This is a genomic window from Methylobacterium sp. Leaf102 (assembly GCF_001422425.1).
GTDB lineage: Bacteria > Pseudomonadota > Alphaproteobacteria > Rhizobiales > Beijerinckiaceae > Methylobacterium.
This window is the reverse complement of record NZ_LMMX01000001.1, coordinates 768,480-790,582: the sequence shown is the minus strand read 5'-3', so window position 1 is coordinate 790,582 and position 22,103 is coordinate 768,480. Positions and strand designations below refer to the sequence as shown.

At 70.2% G+C, this 22,103-nt stretch carries 15 protein-coding genes and 1 tRNA gene; 9 read left to right on the top strand and 7 right to left on the bottom strand.

Going from position 1 to position 22,103, the window contains the following annotated elements:
• Positions 1-82: 82 nt before the first annotated feature.
• Positions 83-1,021: a 3-hydroxyacyl-CoA dehydrogenase NAD-binding domain-containing protein gene (locus tag ASF27_RS03770; RefSeq protein ID WP_056357897.1), complete on the bottom strand. Its 939-nt coding sequence runs from the start codon at positions 1,019-1,021 to the stop codon at positions 83-85.
• Positions 1,022-1,134: 113 nt separating this feature from the next.
• Between ASF27_RS03770 and ASF27_RS03765 the strand changes: the two genes are divergently transcribed.
• From ASF27_RS03765 to ASF27_RS03750, 4 genes are all read left to right on the top strand, one after another.
• Entirely contained in the window at positions 1,135-2,124 is a 990-nt protein-coding gene (locus ASF27_RS03765; protein WP_200918680.1) for an ABC transporter substrate-binding protein, read from the top strand.
• Positions 2,125-2,131: 7 nt separating this feature from the next.
• Positions 2,132-2,935: an ABC transporter permease gene (locus tag ASF27_RS03760; RefSeq protein ID WP_056165722.1), complete on the top strand. Its 804-nt coding sequence runs from the start codon at positions 2,132-2,134 to the stop codon at positions 2,933-2,935.
• Positions 2,936-2,952: 17 nt separating this feature from the next.
• Complete coding sequence (locus ASF27_RS03755) at positions 2,953-3,747, top strand: ABC transporter ATP-binding protein (protein WP_056165725.1); 795 nt, start codon at positions 2,953-2,955, stop codon at positions 3,745-3,747.
• Positions 3,748-3,867: 120 nt separating this feature from the next.
• Positions 3,868-3,943: transfer RNA gene (locus ASF27_RS03750), tRNA-Phe, on the top strand.
• 1,371 nt (positions 3,944-5,314) lie between these two features.
• Here the strand turns inward: ASF27_RS03750 and ASF27_RS03745 are convergent.
• Both ASF27_RS03745 and ASF27_RS03740 read right to left on the bottom strand, forming a co-directional pair.
• Positions 5,315-6,673: a sigma-54 dependent transcriptional regulator gene (locus ASF27_RS03745; RefSeq protein ID WP_056165728.1), complete on the bottom strand. Its 1,359-nt coding sequence runs from the start codon at positions 6,671-6,673 to the stop codon at positions 5,315-5,317.
• A complete protein-coding gene (locus ASF27_RS03740) occupies positions 6,670-8,604 on the bottom strand; it encodes an ATP-binding protein (RefSeq protein WP_056357757.1) in 1,935 nt (644 codons plus the stop codon). Before ASF27_RS03740 ends, ASF27_RS03745 begins: the two co-directional genes overlap by 4 nt.
• Positions 8,605-8,924: 320 nt before the next feature.
• Here ASF27_RS03740 and ASF27_RS03735 point away from each other — a divergent pair, with 320 nt between their 5' ends.
• The 3 genes from ASF27_RS03735 (at position 8,925) to ASF27_RS03725 (ending at position 14,318) form a co-directional block, all read left to right on the top strand.
• The gene (locus ASF27_RS03735; protein WP_056165733.1) at positions 8,925-10,277 is read left to right on the top strand and encodes a dicarboxylate/amino acid:cation symporter; all 1,353 of its coding nucleotides are present in this window, start codon (positions 8,925-8,927) and stop codon (positions 10,275-10,277) included.
• A 619-nt stretch (positions 10,278-10,896) separates the two neighbouring features.
• A complete protein-coding gene (locus ASF27_RS03730; RefSeq protein ID WP_244480908.1) occupies positions 10,897-13,002 on the top strand; it encodes a TonB-dependent siderophore receptor in 2,106 nt (701 codons plus the stop codon).
• 137 nt (positions 13,003-13,139) lie between these two features.
• Positions 13,140-14,318: a PQQ-dependent sugar dehydrogenase gene (locus tag ASF27_RS03725; RefSeq protein WP_056357752.1), complete on the top strand. Its 1,179-nt coding sequence runs from the start codon at positions 13,140-13,142 to the stop codon at positions 14,316-14,318.
• A 15-nt stretch (positions 14,319-14,333) separates the two neighbouring features.
• On the opposite strand, the gene ASF27_RS03720 is transcribed toward ASF27_RS03725, so the two are convergent.
• From ASF27_RS03720 to ASF27_RS03710, 3 genes are read right to left on the bottom strand one after another with little or no spacing between them, the layout of a single operon-like run.
• Positions 14,334-16,145, bottom strand: a complete 1,812-nt coding sequence (locus ASF27_RS03720) for a long-chain-acyl-CoA synthetase (protein ID WP_082478775.1) — start codon at positions 16,143-16,145, stop codon at positions 14,334-14,336.
• A complete protein-coding gene (locus ASF27_RS03715) occupies positions 16,142-17,137 on the bottom strand; it encodes a homoserine O-succinyltransferase (protein WP_056357749.1) in 996 nt (331 codons plus the stop codon). The genes ASF27_RS03720 and ASF27_RS03715 overlap by 4 nt, the downstream gene beginning before the upstream one ends.
• A gap of 36 nt (positions 17,138-17,173) precedes the next feature.
• On the bottom strand, positions 17,174-18,466 hold the full coding sequence (locus ASF27_RS03710; protein ID WP_056165743.1) for an aminotransferase class I/II-fold pyridoxal phosphate-dependent enzyme: 1,293 nt from the start codon (positions 18,464-18,466) through the stop codon (positions 17,174-17,176).
• A 463-nt stretch (positions 18,467-18,929) separates the two neighbouring features.
• Here ASF27_RS03710 and ASF27_RS03705 point away from each other — a divergent pair, with 463 nt between their 5' ends.
• Positions 18,930-19,385 carry a cupin domain-containing protein gene (locus tag ASF27_RS03705; RefSeq protein ID WP_056165745.1) on the top strand — a complete coding sequence of 152 codons (456 nt, stop codon included), beginning with the start codon at positions 18,930-18,932 and terminating at the stop codon, positions 19,383-19,385.
• A 47-nt stretch (positions 19,386-19,432) separates the two neighbouring features.
• Positions 19,433-20,317 (top strand): branched-chain amino acid aminotransferase, encoded by an 885-nt coding sequence (locus tag ASF27_RS03700; protein WP_056357744.1) that lies wholly within the window; start codon positions 19,433-19,435, stop codon positions 20,315-20,317.
• Positions 20,318-20,327: 10 nt separating this feature from the next.
• On the opposite strand, the gene ASF27_RS03695 is transcribed toward ASF27_RS03700, so the two are convergent.
• Positions 20,328-22,019 (bottom strand): thiamine pyrophosphate-binding protein, encoded by a 1,692-nt coding sequence (locus ASF27_RS03695; protein WP_056357741.1) that lies wholly within the window; start codon positions 22,017-22,019, stop codon positions 20,328-20,330.
• Positions 22,020-22,103 lie beyond the last annotated feature (84 nt).

The following is a 22,103-nucleotide window of genomic DNA, read 5'->3' as shown; positions in this document are numbered from 1 at the left end:
GAGCCCCCTCTCCGGAGGGGGCTTTTTTCGTTGGCGAACGGCCCGGCCAAACCGACCGGCCAAACCGACCGGCCAAGCCGCCTCATCCGCCGTGACCCGCCACTTCGATCCGCGCCTTCAGGATCTCCAGAAGCGCCCGGTCGCGGCGGGCCTCCAGCTCCGGAAGGGTCCGCCCGGCGGCCTCGGCCTCGACCCCCGCGACGATGCGCGCCTTCACGGCCGGGTCGAGGCTGGGCGTTCCGAGGCTCGCCCAGCGCCGCTCCTGGCTGGCCCCGAGATGGTCGAGGTAGTGCCGGATACCGCCCGCGCCCCCGCCGAGATGGTAGGTCATGTGCGGGCCCATGGTGGCCCAGCGCAGGCCCGGCCCGTTGCACAGGGCGGCGTCGATGTCGGCGACGCTGGCCACCCCCTCGGCCACGAGGTGCACCGCCTCGCGGTAGAGCGCCGAGGCGAGGCGGTTGGCGATGTGGCCCGGCATCTCGCGCCGCAGGATCACCGGACGGCGCCCGAGCCGCGCATAGAACGCCGCCGCCCGGGCCGCGACGGCGTCGTCCCCCGCCACGATCTCCACCAGGGGCACGAGGTGGGGCGGATGGAACGGGTGGGCGACGAGCACGCGCTCCGGGGTCGCGCACTCGGCCACGATGGCGCTGCGCAGCATCGCCGAGGTGCTCGACGCGATGAGGATGCCCGGGGCCGCATGCGCGTCGATCTCGGTGAGCACGGCGCGCTTCACCGCCAACTCCTCGGGGGCGTTCTCCTGAACGAACCGCGCATCCGCCACCGCGTCGGCCAACCGGTCGTGCGGCACGAGGCGGCCGGCACCAGTCAGCCCGAGTTCGGCGAGCTGGGCCCGCGCCCGCGCCACCGCCGGCCCGAGGCGATCCATGAAATCCGGGGCCGGATCGTAGGCCGCCACGTCGAGGCCGTGGGCGAGGAACAGGGCCGCCCAGCTCGCCCCGAGGGTGCCGCAACCGATCACGGCGACGGGGCCGTTTTCATCCGTATAGACCTCTGTCAATTCGTCGCCCTCCGCGGCTTTACTTTCGGCTTTGGGCACGCCTTATTCAATCCATCACGGTTCGTTGAAGGACCGGACGCGGGCGAGAATGACCCGCGACGTGGAGGAAACCGATGTTCATGCGCAATGCGGCGGCGCGGGCCGCCCTGCTGATCCTGGCGGCCGTCTCCGCCACCGCGGCGCGGGCCGACGACGTGGTGCGCCTCGGCAATCTGAAGTTCGCCCATTACGGCGCCGTCTCCTACATGAAGGAGCTCGCCCCGAAATTCGGCCTGAAGATCGACGAGCGCGTCTTCGCCAAGGGCGCCGATATCTACCCCGCCATGGCGGTGGACCAGATCGACATCTCGGCCTCCGGCGCAGACGGGGCGGTGGCGGCCCGCGGCAACGGGGTGAAGCTCTACGTGGTGGCGGGCTTCGCGGACGGCGGCGTGCGCATCCTCAAGCGACCGGACCTCGACGCGGTCAAGACCCTGAAGGACGTGAAGGGCCTCAAGGTCGCCTCCGTCCGGGGCGGCACCCAGGATCTCATGCTGCTCGCCGAACTCGACAAGCACGGGATGACCTGGGGCGAGCGCCCGGGCAAGGACGTGCAGCTGATCTACTTCAACAACTACGCCGACCTGAACCAAGCGCTGGCGCAGAAATACGTCGACGTGATCTGCCAGAGCGAGCCGCAATCGACGCAAGCCATCAGCGCCGGCTACGCGACGGAGGTGGTGAAACCCTACGACACCCCCATCGGCCGGCCCGTGCGCCCCCTGGTGATGACCGAGAAGATGTACAACGAGCGCCCCGAGGTCGCCGGCCGCGTCCTCAAGCTGTTCGTGGCCGCCACCAAGGCCTTCATCGACGATCCGGCCTTGGCCGAGAAGTACGTCCGCGAGACGGTGTTCAAGGGCCAGCTCACGGCCCAGGATTTTCGCGATGGCATGGCCAACGCGAAGTACACCTACGACGTGCCGGCCGGGCACATGCAGATCACCACCGACACCATGATGAAGTACGGCCTCGGCAAGATGGTCAATCCGCCCAAATCCGACGCCGAGTGGGTGAAGACCGACCTGCTCGAGAAGGCCAAAGCCGAACTCGTGGCCCGCTGAGGCCGCCATGCACCGGCTGCGCGGCGCCATCGTTCCCATCGCCCTCCTGGTCCTGTGGGAGATCCTGAGCCGTCTCGGCGTGTTCTCCGCCGTAGTGCTGCCGCCGCCGAGTTCGGTGGCGGTCAAGTGGGTGTCCGGCATGGTCCCGGCCCTGCCGCACGATCCGGCGCAGGAGAGCTACCTCTCCTGGCTGTTCTCCGGCGAGATGCCCCACGACGCGGTGGCGAGCCTCGCCCGGGTGCTCACGGGCTTCTGCATCGGTGCCGGTCTCGCTGTGCCCGTCGGCCTGCTGCTGGGCACCAGCGACCGGCTGTTCTCCCTGTTCAACCCCTTGCTCGAGATCCTCCGGCCGATCCCGCCCATCGCGTACATTCCGCTGGCCATCGTGTGGTTCGGCCTCGGCAACCCGCCGGCCCTGTTCCTCATCGCGCTCGGCACGTTCTTTCCCGTGCTGGTCAACACCATCGCGGGGGTGCGGCAGGTGGATTCCATCTACATCCGCGCGGCCCGCAACCTCGGGGCGAAGCCGTGGACGATGTTCCGCCGGGTGATCCTGCCGGCGGCGAGCCCGTTCGTGCTCGCCGGCATGCGCATCGGCATCGGCACCGCCTTCATCGTGGTGATCGTCGCCGAGATGATCGCCGTCTCGGACGGCCTCGGCTACCGCATCCTGGAAGCGCGCGAGTACATGTGGTCCGACAAGATCATCGGCGGCATGCTCACCATCGGCATCCTGGGCCTCATCATCGACGGGGCGATGTCGCGCCTCAACGACCACCTGCTGCGCTGGCATCGCGGCCTCGAGCGCTGAACCCCCGGACCCCCAGCATGCAGGCAGAAATCGTCGTCGCCCACGCCAGCAAGGTGTTCGGCAGCGGGCCCGGGGCGGTGACCGCCCTCGAGGACATCAGCGCCACGGTGCCGGAGGGCCAGTTCCTGTGCCTGCTCGGCCCCTCGGGCTGCGGCAAGTCCACCCTGCTCAACGCCATCGCGGGCTTCGCCCCCCTGAGCGGGGGCCGCATCACCCTCGGCGGCCGCCCGGTGACCGAGCCGGGGCCCGACCGGGGGATGGTGTTCCAGGAATACGCCCTGTTCCCGTGGATGAACGTGGAGGACAACGTCCGCTTCGGCCTCGACATCAAGGGCGTGCCGAAGGCCGACGCCACCGTGACGGTGGACCGCATCGTCGCGACCCTCGGCCTCTCGGACTTCCGCAAGCGCTACCCGAAGGACCTGTCGGGCGGCATGCGCCAGCGCGTCGCCATCGCGCGCATCCTCGCCCTCGATCCCCCGGTGATGCTCATGGACGAGCCGTTCGGGGCCCTCGACGCCCTGACCCGGCGCACCCTGCAGGACGAACTCCTGCGCATCTGGGCCGAGTTCGAGAAGACCATCGTGTTCGTCACCCACTCCATCGAGGAGGCGCTCTACCTCGCCGACCGCATCCTGGTGATGACCTACCGCCCCGGCCGCCTGAAGCGCGACATCGCCGTGCCCCTGCCCCGCCCCCGCGACACGGCGGCGCCCGAGTTCAACGCCCTCAAGCGCGAACTCGCCACCCTGGTGATGGAAGAGCAGACCCGCTTCACACAGGCCGAACGCCACGGCACGACCGTCGACTGAGGCCCCCGGCGCCCGCCCCGGAGCCGACGAAAAAACTCTCCCGAAACCCGCTGGACAGGCCGCCGAACCCTCTCTATACCCCCGCTCCACAGGCGGTGCCGCGAAAGCGAACCGCCCGCTGCCCAGGTAGCTCAGTTGGTAGAGCATGCGACTGAAAATCGCAGTGTCGGCGGTTCGACTCCGTCCCTGGGCACCATTCGTTTTTCTAGAGTTCCCAAGACTTTACAGCCTTTTTCCTCTATGCCCGCATCGGGCTGTGAGGTGAGGGGCAAACGGGTGCGAAACGCACCAGTCTCGCGGTGTAAGCGGTCCCTGTATCGGCCGCGCTTTCCCGACTTCCGAGCGTCCATCCATACAGCGCGCTGAGCTGTGTTTCGACGTGCAACTTTGACCCCCGCAAGGCGATCCCACTCGGCTCCGGCCGCTTCCGAGCGGCCACGCGGTGCAGTTGGGGCGACCGATTGCGGCACCAGTCTCAGCCCGCTCATTGCGCACTGGCCTGCGTCGTCGATGCCTGAATTTCGAGATGGCGACGGCGCCCGGACAGCTCTCGGAACGCCTCGACGGTCCAGACCAGCCCTTCGTGACGGAGGCGGTGCGCCGTGGTCGAGTCCGGCCGCCATGGGACCCAGAACAGGGCGCGTTCCTGAGCCACCAAGCCGCCGGCCTGAAGGAATTCGGACCCGCCGGTGTTCTTCCTCTGGCCCCACATCGACAAGGGCCGCGGCGTCGTGCGCCACGCCCTCTACCCGGCCGAACCGTGGCTGCGTGGGTGAGCGCTGCTCGACTTCCCCGACCCACCGCGCCGTGCCGGTTCGCTTGAAGCTGTAGAGGCTACCGGCGGACATCGAGCCGACGCGTGCGGCCGCAGGGACAGGGGTCATCCGCACCGAGGAGCGGAGCCTTTCAGTGCCCCGCTCGGGCGGGGCGAGGAAGCCGCCGCCCGGAGCATCCGCCACGTGAAGCCTCTTCACCTCCTCGGACGGCAAGCTGTCCCGCCCGCCGCACACAGAACCGAAGAACGCCCTTTGCTCGCCGGTGAACGGCTTTGGGCCCTCCGCGAGAGGATGGCCGCGAGCACGACGTGGGCATAGTGCCCGGGTCGTGCTGGAGCGGTGTCCGATCGGCTTGAATCGATCTGGGCTTCGAGGGCGCCGCAGATGTGATTCGAAATGGGACTTTCCGCGGAGGAGCGCCGGATGCCCCCAGCCCTGTCAGGCTCGTGTTCCTGGACGAGCCCGCGACCAACACGAAAATGGCACTAGCACTCCCTGGACACTTGGATGTCAGGGAGCAGCCGGGAGCGGCGTCGGCATCGTGTGCACCGGACGGGCCGGATCAGAGCGGTTTTCGAGCGCATTGCGACGGGTTTGGGTGTGAGCGTTGACGGGCAAGGAATGAGCCGGTGCCGTCGCGGTTATCCGTGGACCGGGGGGGACGTGTCGCGGCCTCTGTGGCCGAGGGTTGCATCCTGCCCTCAGGCCGCGGCCCGGTTCGGGGGCAGCATGATCGCGCTCGACAAGAGCGAGCGTGTGTCCCATCCGTCGGGCAAGCAGCGAAGCCCTGCCTAGCGGTAATCGGTGGGCGCGAGGCCGTGGCGGGCGATCTTGTCGTAGAGGGTCTTGCGCGGGGTCCCGAGGGATTCGGCGGCCAGGCGCACGTCGCCGCCGGCCATGAACAGCTCCTCGCGGATGAGGCCCCGTTCGAACCGGTCGACCTGCTCGGCCAGGGTCCCGGCGGCGGCGGCCCCGGGGGGCGCGGTCTCGGCCCGACCGAGGCCCAGCGCGTGCCGCTCGGCGAAGTGGCCGAGTTCGCGCACGTTGCCGGGCCAGTCGTGGCGGCGCAGGTGGTCGCGCACGTCCGGCGTGATCGGCGGCACCTCGCGGCCGAAGCGCGCCGCCGCCCGCCGCAGGAATTCCTGGAACAGCAGCATCACGTCCTCGCGTCGGTCGCGTAAGGGGGGGATCGGGATCGTGATGACGTTGAGGCGGTGGTAGAGGTCGTCGCGGAACGTGCCCTGCGCCGCCGCCTGGCCGAGGTCGACCTTGGTGGCCGCCACCACCCGCATGTCGATGGCCCGGACCTCGTTGGTGCCGAGCGGCTCCACCGACCGCTCCTGCAGGACCCGCAGGAGCTTCACCTGCAGGTTCAGCGGCATGCTCTCGATCTCGTCGAGGAACAGGGTGCCCCCTTGCGCGTGCTCGATACGCCCGACCCGGCGCTTGAGGGCGCCGGTGAACGCCCCGGCTTCGTGGCCGAACAGCTCGCTCTCCACCACGCTGTCGGGTAGCGCCCCGCAATTCATGGCGACGAAGTTGCGCCGCGCCCGCCGGCTCCAGCGGTGCAGGGCGCTCGCCACCACCTCCTTGCCCGAGCCCGTCTCGCCGAACACGAGCACGTCGACATCGGCGTTCGCCACCTCGCGCACGAGGCTGCGCAGGCGCACCATCTCGGGCGAGATCCCGAGAAACGCCGGGTCCTCTTCCACCGCCGCGTCGAGGCGGGCGCGCAGGGCCCGGTTCTCCAGCACCAGGCGGCGCCGCTCCAGGGCGCGGCGCGCCGACGCCATGAGGGCCTCGGCCGGATAGGGCTTGGCGAGAAAGTCGTAGGCACCGTCGCGCATGGCGCCGACCGCCATGCGGATGTCGCCGTGGCCGGTGATGAGGATGACGGGGAGATCCGGATCGAGGCCGCGCAGGCGCGCGAACAGGGCGACGCCGTCGAGGTCCGGCAGGCGCACGTCGGTCACCACGAGGCCCGGCGGGTCGGCCATGATCGCGGCGAGCGCCGGCCCGGCGGCCCCGAAGGTCTCGACGATGAACCCGTCGAGTTCGAGGCTCTGGCGGTTGGCCCGGCAGACATCCGCCTCGTCGTCGATGAAGACCACCCGCTCGGGCGACGGCCGCTCCTGCGCTGGTTCGCTCAACGTCCCGCCCCCCGGTGTCCAGCCGCCTTCGGCTCCGCCCTCCCATTCGCCCGGGCGAGGTCCAGATTCGCCAGGGCGAGGTCCATGCGGAAGACGGCGCCGCCCGCCGGATCGTCGCCCGCCGTCAGGCTGCCCCCGCAATCCTCGACGATGCCGCGGGCGATGGCGAGGCCGAGGCCGAGGCCATCGGATTTCGTGGTGAAGAAGGCATCGAACACCTGCGCGCGCAAGGCCTCGGGCAGGCCCGGACCGGTGTCGTGCACCGCGATTCCGACGCGGTCGCCCTCTTGCGTCACCCGCAGGGTCACCTTCGGATCGGGGCGTCCGGCGACGGCGTCGAGGGCGTTCTGCAGCAGATTGACCAGAACCTGTTCGAGGCGCGGTCCGTCGCCGAGCACGTGGAGCCCGGCGGACGGGGCGTCGACCACCAGGGGCACGCCTGCGGCCTGGGCGCGGCCCTCCACCAGTTCGAGGCCGTTGCGCAGGATGGCGTCGAGGGCGACGGGCTCGCGCTTGGGCGAGGCGCGCCGGGCGAAGCCCTTGAGCTGGCGGGTGAGGCCGCCGATGCGGTCCGTGAGGCGGCCGATGGCGATGGTGTTCTCGGAGGCCTCCGTGGTGCGGCCGCGCTGCATCAGGATCGCGGCGTTGTCGGCGTAGGAGCGGATGGCGGCGAGCGGCTGGTTGATCTCGTGGGCCATGCTGGCGGCGAACTGGCCGAGCGCCGCGAGCCGGCCGGCCTGCGCGAGTTCGCGGCCGAGGCGCTCGCGCTCGGCTTCGGCGCGTTCGCGTTCGGCCTCCACCCGCTCGCGCTCGGCCTCGGCGCGCCGGCGCTCCTCGATCTCGAGGCGCAGCATCCGGTTGGCGTCCGTGAGTTCCTGGGTCCGCTCGCGCACGCAGCCTTCGAGTTCCTCGCGCCGGGCCGCCGCTTCGGCGAGGCGCCAGCGCTCGCGTCGCCGCCGGCCCGCCAGGGTGGTGAGCCCGAGGCAGGCGAGACCGGTGATGAGGGCGGCGATGATCCAGGCCTGTGCCCGCTCCCGCTCCAGGGCGCCGCCCGTGGGCGTAAGGGTGTGCAGGCGCCAGTCCGTTCCGGGGATCGCCGCATCGAGTGCGAGCGCCGCGCGCGCGGGCGCCGCCCCCTGGCCCACCCGCACGAGGTCGTGGGCGCCCGGGACGGGATGCAGCGGCATCTCGCCCAAGGGAGCCGCGCCGAATTCCAGGGCCTCGCGGATGCGGCGGCGCTCGGCCTCGTCGATGCGCCGCAGGGTGGAGAAGTGCCAGGTGGGATCGCTCGCGACGAGGACGATGCCCCGGGCATCGGCGACGAACACCCCGTCGCCGCCCGCCCGCCATGCGGCCTCGATCTCGTCGAACTCGATCTTGACCACCACGACGCCGTCGGCCCCGGCGATCCTGCGCGAGAGGTAGAGCCCAGCCCGGCCGCTGACGGTGCCGAGGGCGAACTGCGAGCCGGCGCCCGTGGCCACGGCCTGCCGGAAATAGGGCCGGAAGGCGTAGTCCCGGCCGATGAAGCTGCGCTCGGCCTCGGCGTTGCTCGCCGCCACGGTGATGCCGTCGGGGCGGATCACGTAGATCACCGCGGCACCCGTGGCGGCCGCAACCTGGGCGAGGCGCCGGTTCACCCGCTCGACCAGGTCCCGTGGCGGGGATTCGCCCGCGACCGCCGCCATCTCCGGGTCGGATGCGAGGGCGAGGGGCAGGGAGGCTTGCTTCTGCATCTCGGCGCGCAGGGCCGCGACCTGGAGAGCGAGGGCGGTGTGGGCCGTGCGGTGCAGATCGGACAGCGCCCAGCGCTCCGCCGCCCGTCCGGCGATCCAGGCCGCCAGCAGCATCATGGCGAGGCTCGCCGCCAGAACGAGGCTGCCGCGCCGCGCCGCATCGGGGTCGGCGGGATCGGGGCGGGCCGTTCTCATGACGTGCGGGACGGCACGCAGGGGCGTGCGGAATCCCGCACCGGTTTCACCGGCCGCGTGCGGGTTCTCGGATCGGGCCTCGAAGCGGGCGGACGATGCATCGGAAAAATAAGCTTTCGATCAAGGTGTTAACGAAAAGTTCCATAGGTTCCGCCGCTGGCACGCCGGTTGCCATTCACTGAGGGAAGCGCAGGCCTGCATCCCTTGCAGGGCTGGGTGCCGGAGGGGAAGCCCGCCGGCCAACATCAAGATCGGACGGAACGGGGGAAGCCCCGGTCCCAACCGGCAGGATCGACAACACCAACCGGGAGAACGCCCTCATGGCCACCGTACCGCTGCCGCTCAACGCTCCGCACGACCCACCCAAGCCCAAGCCGATCTACCGGACCCTGTATTTCCAGGTCCTGGTCGCCGTGGCCATCGGCATCACGCTCGGTCACTTCTACCCGCAGGTCGGTGCGGACATGAAGCCGCTCGGCGACGCCTTCATCAAGCTCGTCAAGATGATCATCGCGCCGGTGATCTTCCTCACCGTGGTCTCCGGCATCGCCGGCATGACCAACCTCGAGAAGGTCGGCCGCGTCGGCGGCAAGGCGCTCATCTACTTCATCACCTTCTCGACCCTCGCCCTGATCGTCGGCCTGATCGTCGCGAACCTCGTCCAGCCGGGCGCGGGCATGCACATCGATCCGAAGTCGCTCGATCCCAAGGCGATCGCGATGTATGCCGACAAGGCGAAGACGCAGACGATCACCGACTTCCTCATGAACATCATCCCGTCCACGGCGGTGGGTGCGTTCGCGGGCGGCGAGATCCTTCAGGTGCTGTTCTTCTCGGTGCTGTTCGGCTTCGGCCTCGCCTTCCTGGGCGACCGCGGCAAGCCGGTGCTCGACATTATCAAGGTGCTGTCGGAAGCCATCTTCGGCGTCGTCAACATCATCATGAAGGTCGCTCCCATCGGCGCCTTCGGCGCCATGGCCTTCACCATCGGCAAGTACGGCATCGCCTCGCTCGCCAACCTCGCCTACCTCGTCGGCGCCTTCTACCTGACGTCCGCCATCTTCGTGCTCGGCGTCCTCGGCCTCGTCGCCCGCTACAACGGCTTCTCGATCATCAAGCTCATCCGCTACATCAAGGAAGAGCTGCTGCTGGTGCTCGGCACCTCGTCGTCCGAGTCGGCCCTGCCCTCGCTGCTGGTGAAGATGGAGCGCGCCGGCTGCTCGAAGCCCGTCGTCGGCCTCGTGGTCCCCACTGGCTACTCGTTCAACCTCGACGGTACCAACATCTACATGACCATGGCGGCGCTCTTCATCGCGCAGGCCACGGACACGCCGCTGACCTACGGCGAGCAGGGCCTGCTGCTCCTCGTGGCGATGCTCTCCTCCAAGGGGGCCGCCGGCGTCACCGGCTCGGGCTTCATCACCCTGGCGGCGACCCTCGCGGTGGTGCCCTCGGTTCCCGTGGTCGGCATGGCGCTGATCCTCGGCGTGGACCGCTTCATGTCCGAGTGCCGTGCGCTCACCAACTTCATCGGCAACGCGGTGGCCTGCATCGTCGTCGCCCGCTGGGAAGGTGAAGTCGACGAGGTCAAGCTCGCGGCGGCGCTCGGCGGCAACCCGATGCCCCTCGACTCCGAACTCCCGGCGGCCGCGGGCCTTCAGCCCGCCGTCTGATCCCGACGCCCACATCCGGGCCTCGACCCTCCGGCGCCCCGCGCCGGAGGGTTTTTTCATGGGCGTCCCAGGCCCGAACGCTCCGAACGCCGCGCGCCCGCGTCTTCGCCACCCGGCATGGCCACGCAAGCATGGCCGCGCCGGTGTGGCGAAGCCGGCCCTCGGCCCGGGCGTGGTTGCCCGTTACGGCCAAAGCCTATCGCCGTGCGGGGCCGATCCTCCGTTCGCGCCGTCGCGAGGTCGCCGCCGGTCTCGACGCCTGGGCGGCGGGACATTACGGCCGCCCGGGAAACCTTCGCGCCGACGCACGCGGCGTCCGTCCGGCTTCGGCTTCTCCGCCCGATCCCCGCGCACGGGATGGGATCCGAGGCAGCGCCAGCACAGGGCCGTATCGCCTCGTACTATTCTATCGTTCTACATTTTAGAACTACTTCAATATTCGAAATAGATTTGTTTTATTATCAGATATTGGGATATCATCGGATATAGCCGAAGGATATTTCCATTGACAGACGTACTTGTATTAAATCTCATCGGGGGCAAACGGAATATTGGTTCCCGACGATGCTTGGCGGGCATGTTGTCGGGAAGCATAAGTCTATTTTGCTTCAATTCTACCTTGGCACAGGGACTATCCGGCAAACCGAGCCGGGCGGATCTCGGCGATACCGCCCTCGAGGAGATCCACGTGGCCGGGCAAAGCCCGAACGGGATCGGCTACCAGACGAAACGCTCCACCTTCGGCGCGGGCTCCGACACCTCGTTCCTGGATACGCCCAGCAATGTCGCCGTCGTGCCGAACGCCGTCCTGCGCGACCAGCGGGTGCTGTCCCTCGACGAGGCGCTCCGGAACGTCAGCAACGTGGTGCAGACCAATAGCCTCGGGGGGACGCAGGAAGCGGTGGTCCGGCGCGGCTTCGGGTTCTCCCGCGACAGTTCCATCCTGCGTGACGGGCGCCGCACGGTTCTGCAGCAGAACTTCAGCCACGCCATCGAGCGCGTCGAAGTCCTCAAGGGGCCGGCCTCGCTGCTCTATGGCATCTCGGAGCCCGGCGGCCTCATCAACCTCGTCTCCAAGCGGCCGGAATTTACTCAACGGGGCTCCCTCGACCTGACCGGCACGAGCTTCGGCGGCGGTCTCGTCCAGACCGATCTCACCGGGCCGATCGCGGGCACCAACCTCGCCTACAGGGTCGTGGGGGACTTCCAGGACTATGAATACTGGCGCAACTTCGGCCGGATCCAGCGGCAGGTGGTGGCCCCGTCGGTCACTTGGCGTGGCGACGACACCACCGTGACGGCGGGCTACGAGTTCGCGCACTACACCATCCCGTTCGACCGGGGCACCACCTTCGATCCACGCACCGGGCGCCCCCTGCGGGTGCCGCGCGACCGCCGTTTCGACGAGCGCGTGAGCCGGGTCGACGCTACGAGCCATCTCGCTTCCATCGATGTCGACCACCGGTTCAACGACGACTGGAAGCTGCATTTCGGCTACAGTCATTCCCATCTCGGCTACGACGACAACCAGATCCGCCCGGTTTCCTACAATTCGGATACCGGCATCCTCACGCGGCGGGCGGATGCGACGCGCGGGGGCGATTTCAACGCGAACATCGCGCGCCTCGACCTGACGGGACGGTTCGATACCTTCGGGTTGCGCAACGACCTCCTGGCCGGCGTGATGCACGAGCGGATCGACTACTACCGGCGCACCACCGTGCGCGGGCCGAACGTGAGCGGCTTCAACCCGTTCAACCCAGTCTACGGTCTGCTCGGCCCCTCGGACCGAATCTCGCTCGCGGCCAGCAACAACCGCGATCGGCTCAGCAACACCAGCCTGTACGTGCAGGATTCGCTCCACCTCACCGACCGGCTGATCCTGGTGGGCGGGGTCGGTGTCCAGATCTACGATCAGCTGGCCTTCGCGGGGCGCCCGGCCGTCATCTCGACGGCGATCGACGGTGTGAAGCCGGTGCCGCGCGCCGGCCTCGTCTACAAACTCGCGCCCAATCTTTCGGTCTACGGCAGCTACACGCGATCCTTCCGTCCGAACGTCACCGACCTCGACGTCACCGGTGCGCTGCTGCCGGAGGAGGGCGAAGCCTACGAGGTCGGCGTCAAGGCGGATATCGCCGAGGGGCTCACGGTCACGGGTGCGATGTTCGACGCCGAGAAGAGCAACGTGCTGATCACCCAGGTCATCGATGGCACGCGCTTCGCCTCCACCGCCGGCCGGGTCCGCTCGCGCGGCTTCGAGCTCGATTTCGCGGGTCAGATCCTCCCGGACTGGGCCGTGATCGGCAGCTACGGCTTCACCCAGGCCGTGGTCACCGAGGACCCGGTCCTCGTCGGCAGGGAATTGCAGAACACCCCGCGGGTCACGGCCTCGCTGTTCCTCACCCATCAGCTCGGTGCCGTGGCCGAGGCGACGGAGTTCGGCTCGACCCGCCTCGGCCCAGGTTTCCTCGAAGTCGGTGTCGGTACCCGCTACGTCGGCGCACGGCCGGGCGACGCCGCCAACACCTTCAGCCTGCCGGACTACATGGTCAGCGATGCCTTCCTGGCCTACCGGACCCAGGTGAACGGCCTGCCGACCACCCTGCAGCTCAACCTGAAGAACCTCTTCGACGAAACCTACTACGCCTCCTCCGGGGCCAGCCCCTTGCTGGTGGCGGTGGGTGAGCCGTTCCAGGCCCTCGTCACCGCCCGCGTCGCCTGGTGAGATCGGCTCCGGCGTTTCGGGTCCGGTGCGGATTCGAAACGCCGCACGGACGGGTCGGACGGGCCGCGCGGCGGAACCGGCGATTCCAGGGGGGCGTTCCCGATGCGTCCCCTCCCGGCTCAACGGACCCCACCCGCATGCATCCGGCACGCCGCCTCGTCCTCTGTCTCGCCCTCATGGCTCCGGTGCCGGCCTTCGCCCAGGCCCTCCAGAACCCCGGCACCGCCACCGTCACGGCGCATGTGGTGAAAGCCGCGCCCCTGGCGGCGACGCCCGAGCGCATCGCGGCCCTCAAGTTGCCCCCGGGGTTCCGCATCGAGGCCTTCGCCACGGGCCTCGGCGCCCCGCGCGTCATCGTGGTGGCGCCGGACGGCGCCCTCTACGTCAGCGACCGGGACGCCGGCACGGTCACCCGCATCGACCCCGCCGACGGCACCAAGCGCCGTGTGGTCCTGGAGAAGGCCGACGTGCACGGCCTCGCGATCCATGACGGGCGGCTCTTCTTCGTGACGGTGAAGCAGATCTTCTCCGCCCCCCTGAAGCCCGACGGCAGCCTTGGCCCCGAGACAGCGCTGGTCTCGGACCTGCCGGACGCCGGCCAGCACCCCAACCGCACCATCCGCTTCGGGCCGGACGGGTGGCTCTATGCCAGCCTCGGCTCCACCTGCAACGAGTGCGAGGAGCGCAACCCCGAGAACGCCACCCTGGTGCGGATGCGGCCCGACGGCACCGGCCGCGAGACCGTCGCCTCGGGCCTGCGCAACACCATCGGGTTCGATTGGCAGCCCCGCACCGGCACGCTCTACGGCTGGGACGACGGCGTCGACTGGCTCGGCGACGACGCCACGCCGGAGGAGTTCAACCGGATCGAGCCGGGCAAGAAGTACGGCTGGCCCTACATCTTCGGCGACGGGATCAAGAACCTCTACCGCGAGGTCCCGAAAAGCTCCCTGGAGCAATGGGACAGGGACAGCGCCCGCCCGGTCCTCACCTGGACGGCGCATGCCTCGTCCATGCAGTTCGTGTTCTACGACGGCGCGCAGTTTCCCGCCGACTACAAGGGCGACGGCTTCGTCACCATGCACGGCTCGTGGAACCGCAAGCCGCCGAGCGGGTACGAGGTCCTGCGCGTGCGCTTCGAGAACGGCGCGCCGAAATCCATCGAGCCCTTCGTGTCCGGCTTCCTGACCGAGGGCGGCCCGAGCGCCTGGCAGCGCTTCGCCCGGCCCTTCGGCCTCGCGGTGGCCGGGGACGGCAGCCTCTACCTCGGCGATGACCAGAACGGCGTGATCTACCGGATCAGCCACCCCGGTTGAGGCGCCGATCCCGTTCTACAGGCGGACGGTGCCCGCGCGGATCGCCCCGAACAGGGCCGGATCGAGGGGGCGGTAGCCGCCCTCGCGGTCGAGGTAGAGCGGATCGGCGATCCGGGCCGGGTCGAAGCCCTCGGCCGCCAGCACGGTCTTCTTCTGCTTGAAGGTCTCCGTGTGGGCGAAATCGGCCACGATCCGCAGCACCAGGGGCCGGGCATAGGCCGGCAGGCGTGCGGTCAGGGCGGCGTGCAGGGCGGCGAGGTCGAAGCCGGGCCCGATGGTCAGGGCGGCCATGCCGGCACGCCCCTCCGCACCTGGCACGGCGACGCCGTAGACGCTGGCCTCGATCACGCCGGGGCAGTGGCCCAGGGCCTCGGCCACCTCGGTGGTGGCGACGTTCTCGCCCTTCCAGCGGAAGGTGTCGCCGATCCGGTCGACGAAGTAGAAGAATCCCTGGGCGTCCCGGCGCATGAGGTCGCCGGTCCGCATCCAGGCGTCCCCGGGGGCGAGCACGTCGCGTAGGATCTTGGCGCTGGTCTCGCCCGCGCTCGTGTAGCCCTCGAAGCTGTGCTCGGCCTTGGCCGAGAGCCGGCCCAGGAGTTCGCCCGCCTCGTCGGGCCCGGCCGGCACGCAGCGCCCGGCGGCGTCGCGCAGGGGCAGTCCCGTCTCGACGTCGTGCCGCACGATGAGGGCGGGCGAGCGCCGGGCGAGGAAGGGCGGCACGCGGCCAACGGCGCCGGGCTTGCCCTCGACGTTGTAGAGCGAGACCGTCCCTTCCGTGGCCGCGTAGAATTCGAGGATGCGCGGCACGGCGAAGCGCTCCGAAAAGCGCGTCCACACGTCCGGCCGCATCCCGTTGCCGGTGCACAGACGCAGGGTGTGGCGGCCCTCGAACGGGTCGGGCGGGGCCGCCGCGAGGTAGCGGCACAATTCGCCGATATACTGGAACAGGGTGCACCGGGTCTCGACGACGTCGCGCCAGAAGCGGCTCGCCGAGAACTTCTCCCGGATCACCACCGCGCCGCCGCCGACGAGCACGCTGCCGGGCGCCACCACGCCGCCGACGCTGTGGTAGAGCGGCAGGCAATTGTACATCCGGTCGTCCGGCGTCGGGTCGACGAGGCCGGCGAACCAGTGGGTCCACATCATCACCCGGTGATGGCTCACCCGCGCGGCCTTCGGCAGGCCGGTGGTGCCGGAGGTGTAGATGAGCAGGGCCTCGTCGCGCACGCCGACGGCGGGGGCTTCGCCGGGCTCGAGGGGAGCACCGGACAGGGGGGCGGACGCGTCCGCGAGGGACCCCGCCCCCGGTCCCTGCCACAGGATCGCGGGCGCCGCCGCCAGATGCGGCGCGGCGCTCGCCCAGGCCTCGGCCAGACCTGCCTCCACGATGGCGAGGCGGGGGGCCGCCACCGTGACGCAATGGGCGAGGCCGCGATCGCGCAGGTTGGTGTTGAGTAGGGCGACGCGCACGCCGACGCGGGTCAGGCCGAGCCAGATCGCGAGGTAATCCGGCCGGTTGGTCATGAGCAGGGCGACGGTCTCGCCCTTGGCGAGGCCCCGGCCGAGGGCCCAGCGGGCGTAGCGGTTCTGGCGTGCCGCGAGGTCCGCGTGGCTCAGGGTCTCGTCGGTGCCGATCAGGGCCGGCGCGGCGCCGTAACGCGCGGCGAGTTCGTCGATGACGCGCGGGAAGGTGCGCTCGGGCTCGGCCTCGATGCGCGCCGTGCGGGCGAGGGCCGCGACCCAGCCGGACGTGGCCGAGGGCGGGCGGGGCGCAGGCGCAAGCGGGATGGCGGCCGACGGAGGCCGCGTCACGGCGCCGGACCTCATCGGACGGCCCGGCTGTCGGCGCGGTGGCGGGCGACGTAGGCGACCCAGTTGCGGAACAATCGGTCCGCGTCGTCCGGCCAGGCGGGGGGGCGGAGCGGCGTGTCGGCGAGGTTCGGAAACGCCGCGAACAGGTCCGGCCGGCGTTCGGCCGCGGCCCGGCGGGCGAAAGCGTCGAGGCGGGCGGCGCCCGCGTCCGAGAAGTAGTTCTCCGGCAGGGCGGGCAGGGTGGCGCGCTGGCCGTCGAGGAAGCGGCCGACATCGCGGCGGTACTCGCGCGCGAGGCTCGCGGTGTCGTATTCGGGATGGCCCTGGAGGAACACCAGCAGGCTGCCGGCCTCGCGCACGAACAGGTCGACCCCGATGGCGTCGGAGCGACGCAGCACGGTGTAGCCCGCCGCCACGAGCTCGTCCTCCGGCAGGTCGTTCCAGCGCGAATGCGGCACCGAGACGAAGTCCGGCAGGCCCGCGAGCAGGGGATGGGGCGTGCACGCGCACGGGTAGACGCCGGAGAGCTTGGCGGTGCGGGGGCGGCGCCGGATGCCGTCGCGGTGGAGCACCGCCGCGTGCGAGGCGAGGCAGGAGAACAGGGTCGAGACCGTGTTCTCCGCCGCCCAATCCACCACGGCGCTCAAGGGAGCGTAGAACGGCTCGTCCTCGAGATGCGGGGCGACGGGCTCGCACCCCGTCACCACGAGGGCGTCGAGCCCCGCCCCGGGGAGCGCGCGATGGGATTCGTAGTGGGCCCGCGCGTGCGCCGCCGCGAGGCCCGCGCGGGGGAGGTCGCGGAACGCGAACAGACTGAGCATCGCCTGCGGGCCGACGAGGCGCCGGAACTGCCGCTCGGTCTGGAGGAAGGCGGCGTCCGGCATGTTGTTGAGGAGGCCGATCCGCAGGGGCGGCACGGGGACCGCCCGCGACGGCATGTCCGCGCGGAGCCCCGAACCGTCGCCCGGGCGGGGGGAGGGGACTTCGGAAGGGGCGTGATCCAGCATCGCGACGGCAACTCCGGGGCGAACGGTGAGGGGCGCTCAGGCCGCGTGGGCGAGGGCGGTCGCGGCCCGGAGCGCCTGATCGAGATCGGCGGCGATGTCGTCGATGTGCTCGATGCCGACGCTGATGCGGATCATCTCGGGGAACACGCCGGCCGTGCGCTGCTCCTCCGGCGTCATCTGCCGGTGGGTGGTCGAGGCCGGGTGGCAGGCGAGCGACTTGGCGTCGCCGATGTTGACGAGGCGTTTGACCAGCCTGAGGGCGTCGTAGAACGCCTTGCCGGCCGTGAAGCCGCCGTGCAGCCCGAAGGTGAGCAGGGACGAGCCTTCGCCGCCGAGGTACTTCCGCGCCATGGCGTGGTGCGGGCTCTCGGGGAAGCCGGCGTAGTTCACCCAGGCGACGCCCGGATGGGCGCGCAGGAATTCGGCGACCTTGCGGCCGTTGGCGACGTGGCGCTCCACGCGCAGGGCCACGGTCTCGATGCCCTGGAGCAGCAGGAACGCGGAGAGCGCCGGCAGCACGGCGCCGGTGGTGCGCTGGTAGACGCTGCGGGCGCGGGCGACGAAGGCGCCCTTGCCGAAATGCGTCGCGTAGACGAGGCCGTGATAGGACACGTCCGGCACCGAGAACATCGGGAACCGCTCCGCCTGCGCCGCCCAGTCGAACCGGCCGGAATCGACGATGATGCCGCCCATGGTGGTGCCGTGGCCGCCCATGAACTTCGTCAGCGAGGCAATGACGATGTCGGCGCCGTGATCGATGGGGCGCAGGAGGATCGGCGTCGCCACGGTGTTGTCGACCACCAGGGGCACGCCCCGGGCATGCGCGACGGCGGCCAGCGCCTCGATATCGCAGATGTTGCCGGCGGGGTTGCCGATGGATTCGCAGTAGACCGCACGGGTGTCGTCGTCGATGAGCTTGGCGATCTCGGCCGGATCGTCGCTCGCGGCGAAGCGGCACTGGATGCCCTGGCGCGGCAGCACGTGGGCCAGCAGCGTGTGCGTGGTCCCGTAGAGCTGGGGCACGGAGACGATGTTGCCGCCGTGGTCGGCCAGCGTCGCGAGGGCGTAGTGCAGGGCGGCCTGGCCCGAGGCCACGGCCAAAGCCGCGTGCCCGCCCTCGAGTTCGGCCACGCGCTTCTCCAGCACGGCCACCGTCGGGTTGGCGATGCGGCTGTAGCGGTAGCCCTCCTCTTCGAGGTTGAACAGCGCCGCGCCGTGATCGGCGCTGTCGAAGCTGTAGGCCACGCTCTGGTAGATCGGGACCGCCACGGCATGCGTGGTCGGATCGTGATCGAAGCCGGCATGGACGGCGATGGTTTCACTGCGCATGGAGCGTGTCCGTCTCGGCACGATGAGCTCGGCGACCTCACAGCAAGGTGCAGGCCAAGCTTTTGCGCGTCGAATCGGGACATATCATTGACAAAGACGATGAACGGAAACGCGTCGAAGACTTGGTTAAATCTTCCTTCTCGCATGAGGCGCGTTCGCCGATCCGCGACGACCCGCCGGCCGCCGACTCGCGGCGGGCGGTCGTCCTCTAGGATTCCACCGTTCCGTGTCGGAACGGCCCAGCCGGATTCGACCGTCCCGTGTCGGAACGGTCCCGATGGGGCGGGAGTCTTGATTTGCGACAACTGTGACCGGTCATGGTTTAAGCTTTGCGATCTCTGTTCATCCATTAAGTATCCGGCGAATGCGGACTTGCCGTGGCGTGGAACTATGGCATTTGCTTTTGCAACAGCCTCGTGACGATCCACGAGTGCCGATCCGATCGTGGTGTGGGAGAGCGCGTGTGGCGACGAAACCGATCATTCCGTCCGTGACGTCCGTGGAGCTGCGGGCGGCCCCCATCGAGCCGGGCTGGATCCGGGTGGGCAACCCGCTCGCCCGCAACGCCACCCTGTCGCGCAGCGCCGACGGTCTCGCCAGCACCCTGGTCTGGGATTGCACCGCCGGCGAGTTCGAGTGGATCTACGACATCGACGAGACCATCTACTTCCTCGAAGGCTCGGCGACGATCTCGGACGGTCACAACCCGGCCAAGACCTACGGGCCGGGCGACGTGCTGTTCCTGCCCCACGGTTCGGTGTGTCACTGGCACGTCGAGACCTACGTCAAGAAGGTCGCGTTCTGCCGCCGGACCCTGCCGCGGCCCGCCGCCTTCGTGATCCGGGCGTTCGACCGCCTCGTCAGGATGATGAAGGGCTCCTCCGGCGGCTTCCAGGTCGGCCCCGCCAAGGCCGCCTGAGAACGCCGCCCCATCCCGCCTTCCCAGCCCGCCCGAGACCCCGAGCCATGACGGCGCCCGATCCCGACACCCGGACCCATTTCGAGGAGACCTGGACCTACTTCGAGGAGGCCTGGCATCCCGGCAACGTCCGCATGATGGGGCCGCGCACGCATGGGGCGTGGCTCGGGTCGACGGTGTTCGACGGCGCGCGCGCCTTCGAGGGCGTGGCGCCCGACCTCGACCTCCACCTCGAACGGGTCAACCGCTCGGCGGTGGCCCTCGGGCTGAAGCCCAAGGTCGCGGTCGAACGCTGGGACGAACTGGTGCGGGAGGGATTGGCGCGGTTCCCGCACGATGCGGAACTCTACATCCGGCCGATGTACTGGGCCGAACTCGGATTCGCCGGCGGCGTGCGCTTCGACTCCGAGTCCACCAACTGGTGCCTGTCGCTCTACCACGCGCCGATGCCGGTGCCGACGGGCGTGCGGGCGACCCTCTCGCCGTTCCGCCGGCCGTCCATCGAGGTGGCGCCGGTGGATGCCAAGGCAGGCTGCCTCTATCCCAACGGCGCGCGGGCGCTGATGGAGGCGCAGGCGCGGGGCTTCGGCAATTGCCTCATGCGGGACGGGCTCGGCAATATCGCGGAATTCGCCAACGCCAACGCGTTCCTCGCCCGGGACGGCGTGGTGCACACGCCGGTGCCCAACGGCACGTTCCTCGCCGGCATCACCCGGGCCCGGGTGATCGCGCTCCTGCGGGCGGACGGCGTCACCGTGGTGGAGCGGACCCTGTCGTACGACGATTTCCTCGCCGCCGACGAGGTGTTCACGGCGGGCAACTTCGCCAAGGTCGCCCCCGTCACCGGCCTCGACGAGGTCCGCTTCGAGCCAGGCTCCGTGTTCCGCCGCGCCCGCGCCCTCTACTGGGACTTCGCCCACGGGCGCCGGTAGGCGGCGCGCCTCACCCGGCCGCCAGCGCCTTCTCGCGAATCGCCGTGAGACTCAGGCCCGGCGAGATCGCGTCCGTCGCGATCTTGAGGTGGACGATGGCCGGCTGGCCCGAGGCGAGGGCCGCCGCGAACGCCGCCGGAAAGTCCTCCGTGCGCTCCACCGTGACGCCGAACCCGCCGAACGCGCGGGCATAGGCGGCGAAGTCCGGGTTGCGCAGGTCGGTGGCCGAGACCCGGCCGGGGAAATCCCGCTCCTGGTGCATGCGGATGGTGCCGTAGCTGGCGTTGTCGCAGACGATGCAGACGAGGGGCAGGTCGTACTGCACGGCGGTGGCGAATTCCTGCCCGGTCATCAGGAAATCGCCGTCGCCCGCCAGCGCGATCACCGTGCGGTCGGGGTAGAGCCGCTTGATCGCCACCGCCGCCGGGACGCCGTAGCCCATGGAGCCCGAGGTCGGGGCGAAATGCGTGGCCGGGCGCCGGAAGCGGTAGAAGCGGTGGATCCAGGCGGCGTAGTTGCCGGCGCCGTTGCACAGGATCGCGTCCGCGGGCAGCGTTTCGCGCAGGTGCACCATCACGGCGCCGAGGTTCACGGCGCCGGGCTGCGGCGTCGCCGCCTCGCTCCACTCGAGGTACTCCGCGTGCCCGGCCCGGGTCTGGGCCACCCAGGAAGGGGGGGCTGCGGGCGCGGCGAGGCGCGCCAGGGCGGCGGCCATCCGGGTGGGCGCGGCGTTGATGGCGAGGTGCGGGACGTAGACCCTGCCGAGTTCCTCCGGGCCCGGATGCACGTGGACGAGACGGGTGGCGGGATTCGGGATGGCGAGGAGATCGTAGCCCTGGCTCGGGACCTCGCCGAGGCGCCCGCCCACCACGATCAGAAGATCGGCCGCCTTGGCGCGCGCGACGAGTTTCGGGTTGGCCGCCAACCCGAGATCGCCCGCATAGGCGGGGTGGAGCGGATCGAACAGCGGCAGGCGGCGGTAGCTCGTGGCGACGGGCAGGTCGAACCGGTCGGCGAAGGCGTGGATGTCGCGATACGCCGCCTCGCTCCAGCGGCTGCCGCCGAGCAGCAGGAACGGGCGCTCGGCCTGGGCCAGCAGCTGCGCGAGACGCTCCATCTCCTCCGCGCCCGGCGCCGCTTCGACGGCGACCCAGGGGGCGGCGAGCGGCCCGGTCGCCGTGTCCTTCAGCATGTCCTTGGGCAGGGCGAGAACCACCGGACCGGGCCGGCCGCCGGTGGCGGCGTGGAAGGCGCGCGAGACGTATTCGGGCACGCGGGCCGCGTCGTCGATCTCGGCGGCCCATTTCGCGATCGGACCGAAGGCGGCGCGGTAGTCGATCTCCTGCCACGCCTCGCGGTCGCGCAAGGCCCGCTCGATCTGGCCGACGAACAGGATCATCGGCGTCGAGTCCTGCTGGGCCACGTGGATGCCCGCCGAGGCGTTGGTGGCGCCGGGGCCGCGGGTGACGAAGCACACGCCCGGCCGGCCCGTCGCCTTGCCGTAGGCCTCCGCCATCATCGCCACGCCGCCCTCCTGGCGACAGACCGTGACCTGGATGCGCGATTCGTAGAGGGCGTCGAGGACCGGCAGGAAGCTCTCGCCCGGCACGGTGAAGACGTGGTCGACGCCGTTGACGGCGAGCTGGTCGACCAGGGCCCGGGCGGCGGACCGGGGGGACGCGTCTGAGACGGGGGCGGGCATGCGGCAATCCGGATCGCGGGCGACGGCGTCGCGTGGGGGCGGGTTCGGTGGCGGGCGCAGCCGCGACGTCGCACCGGCCGAGGT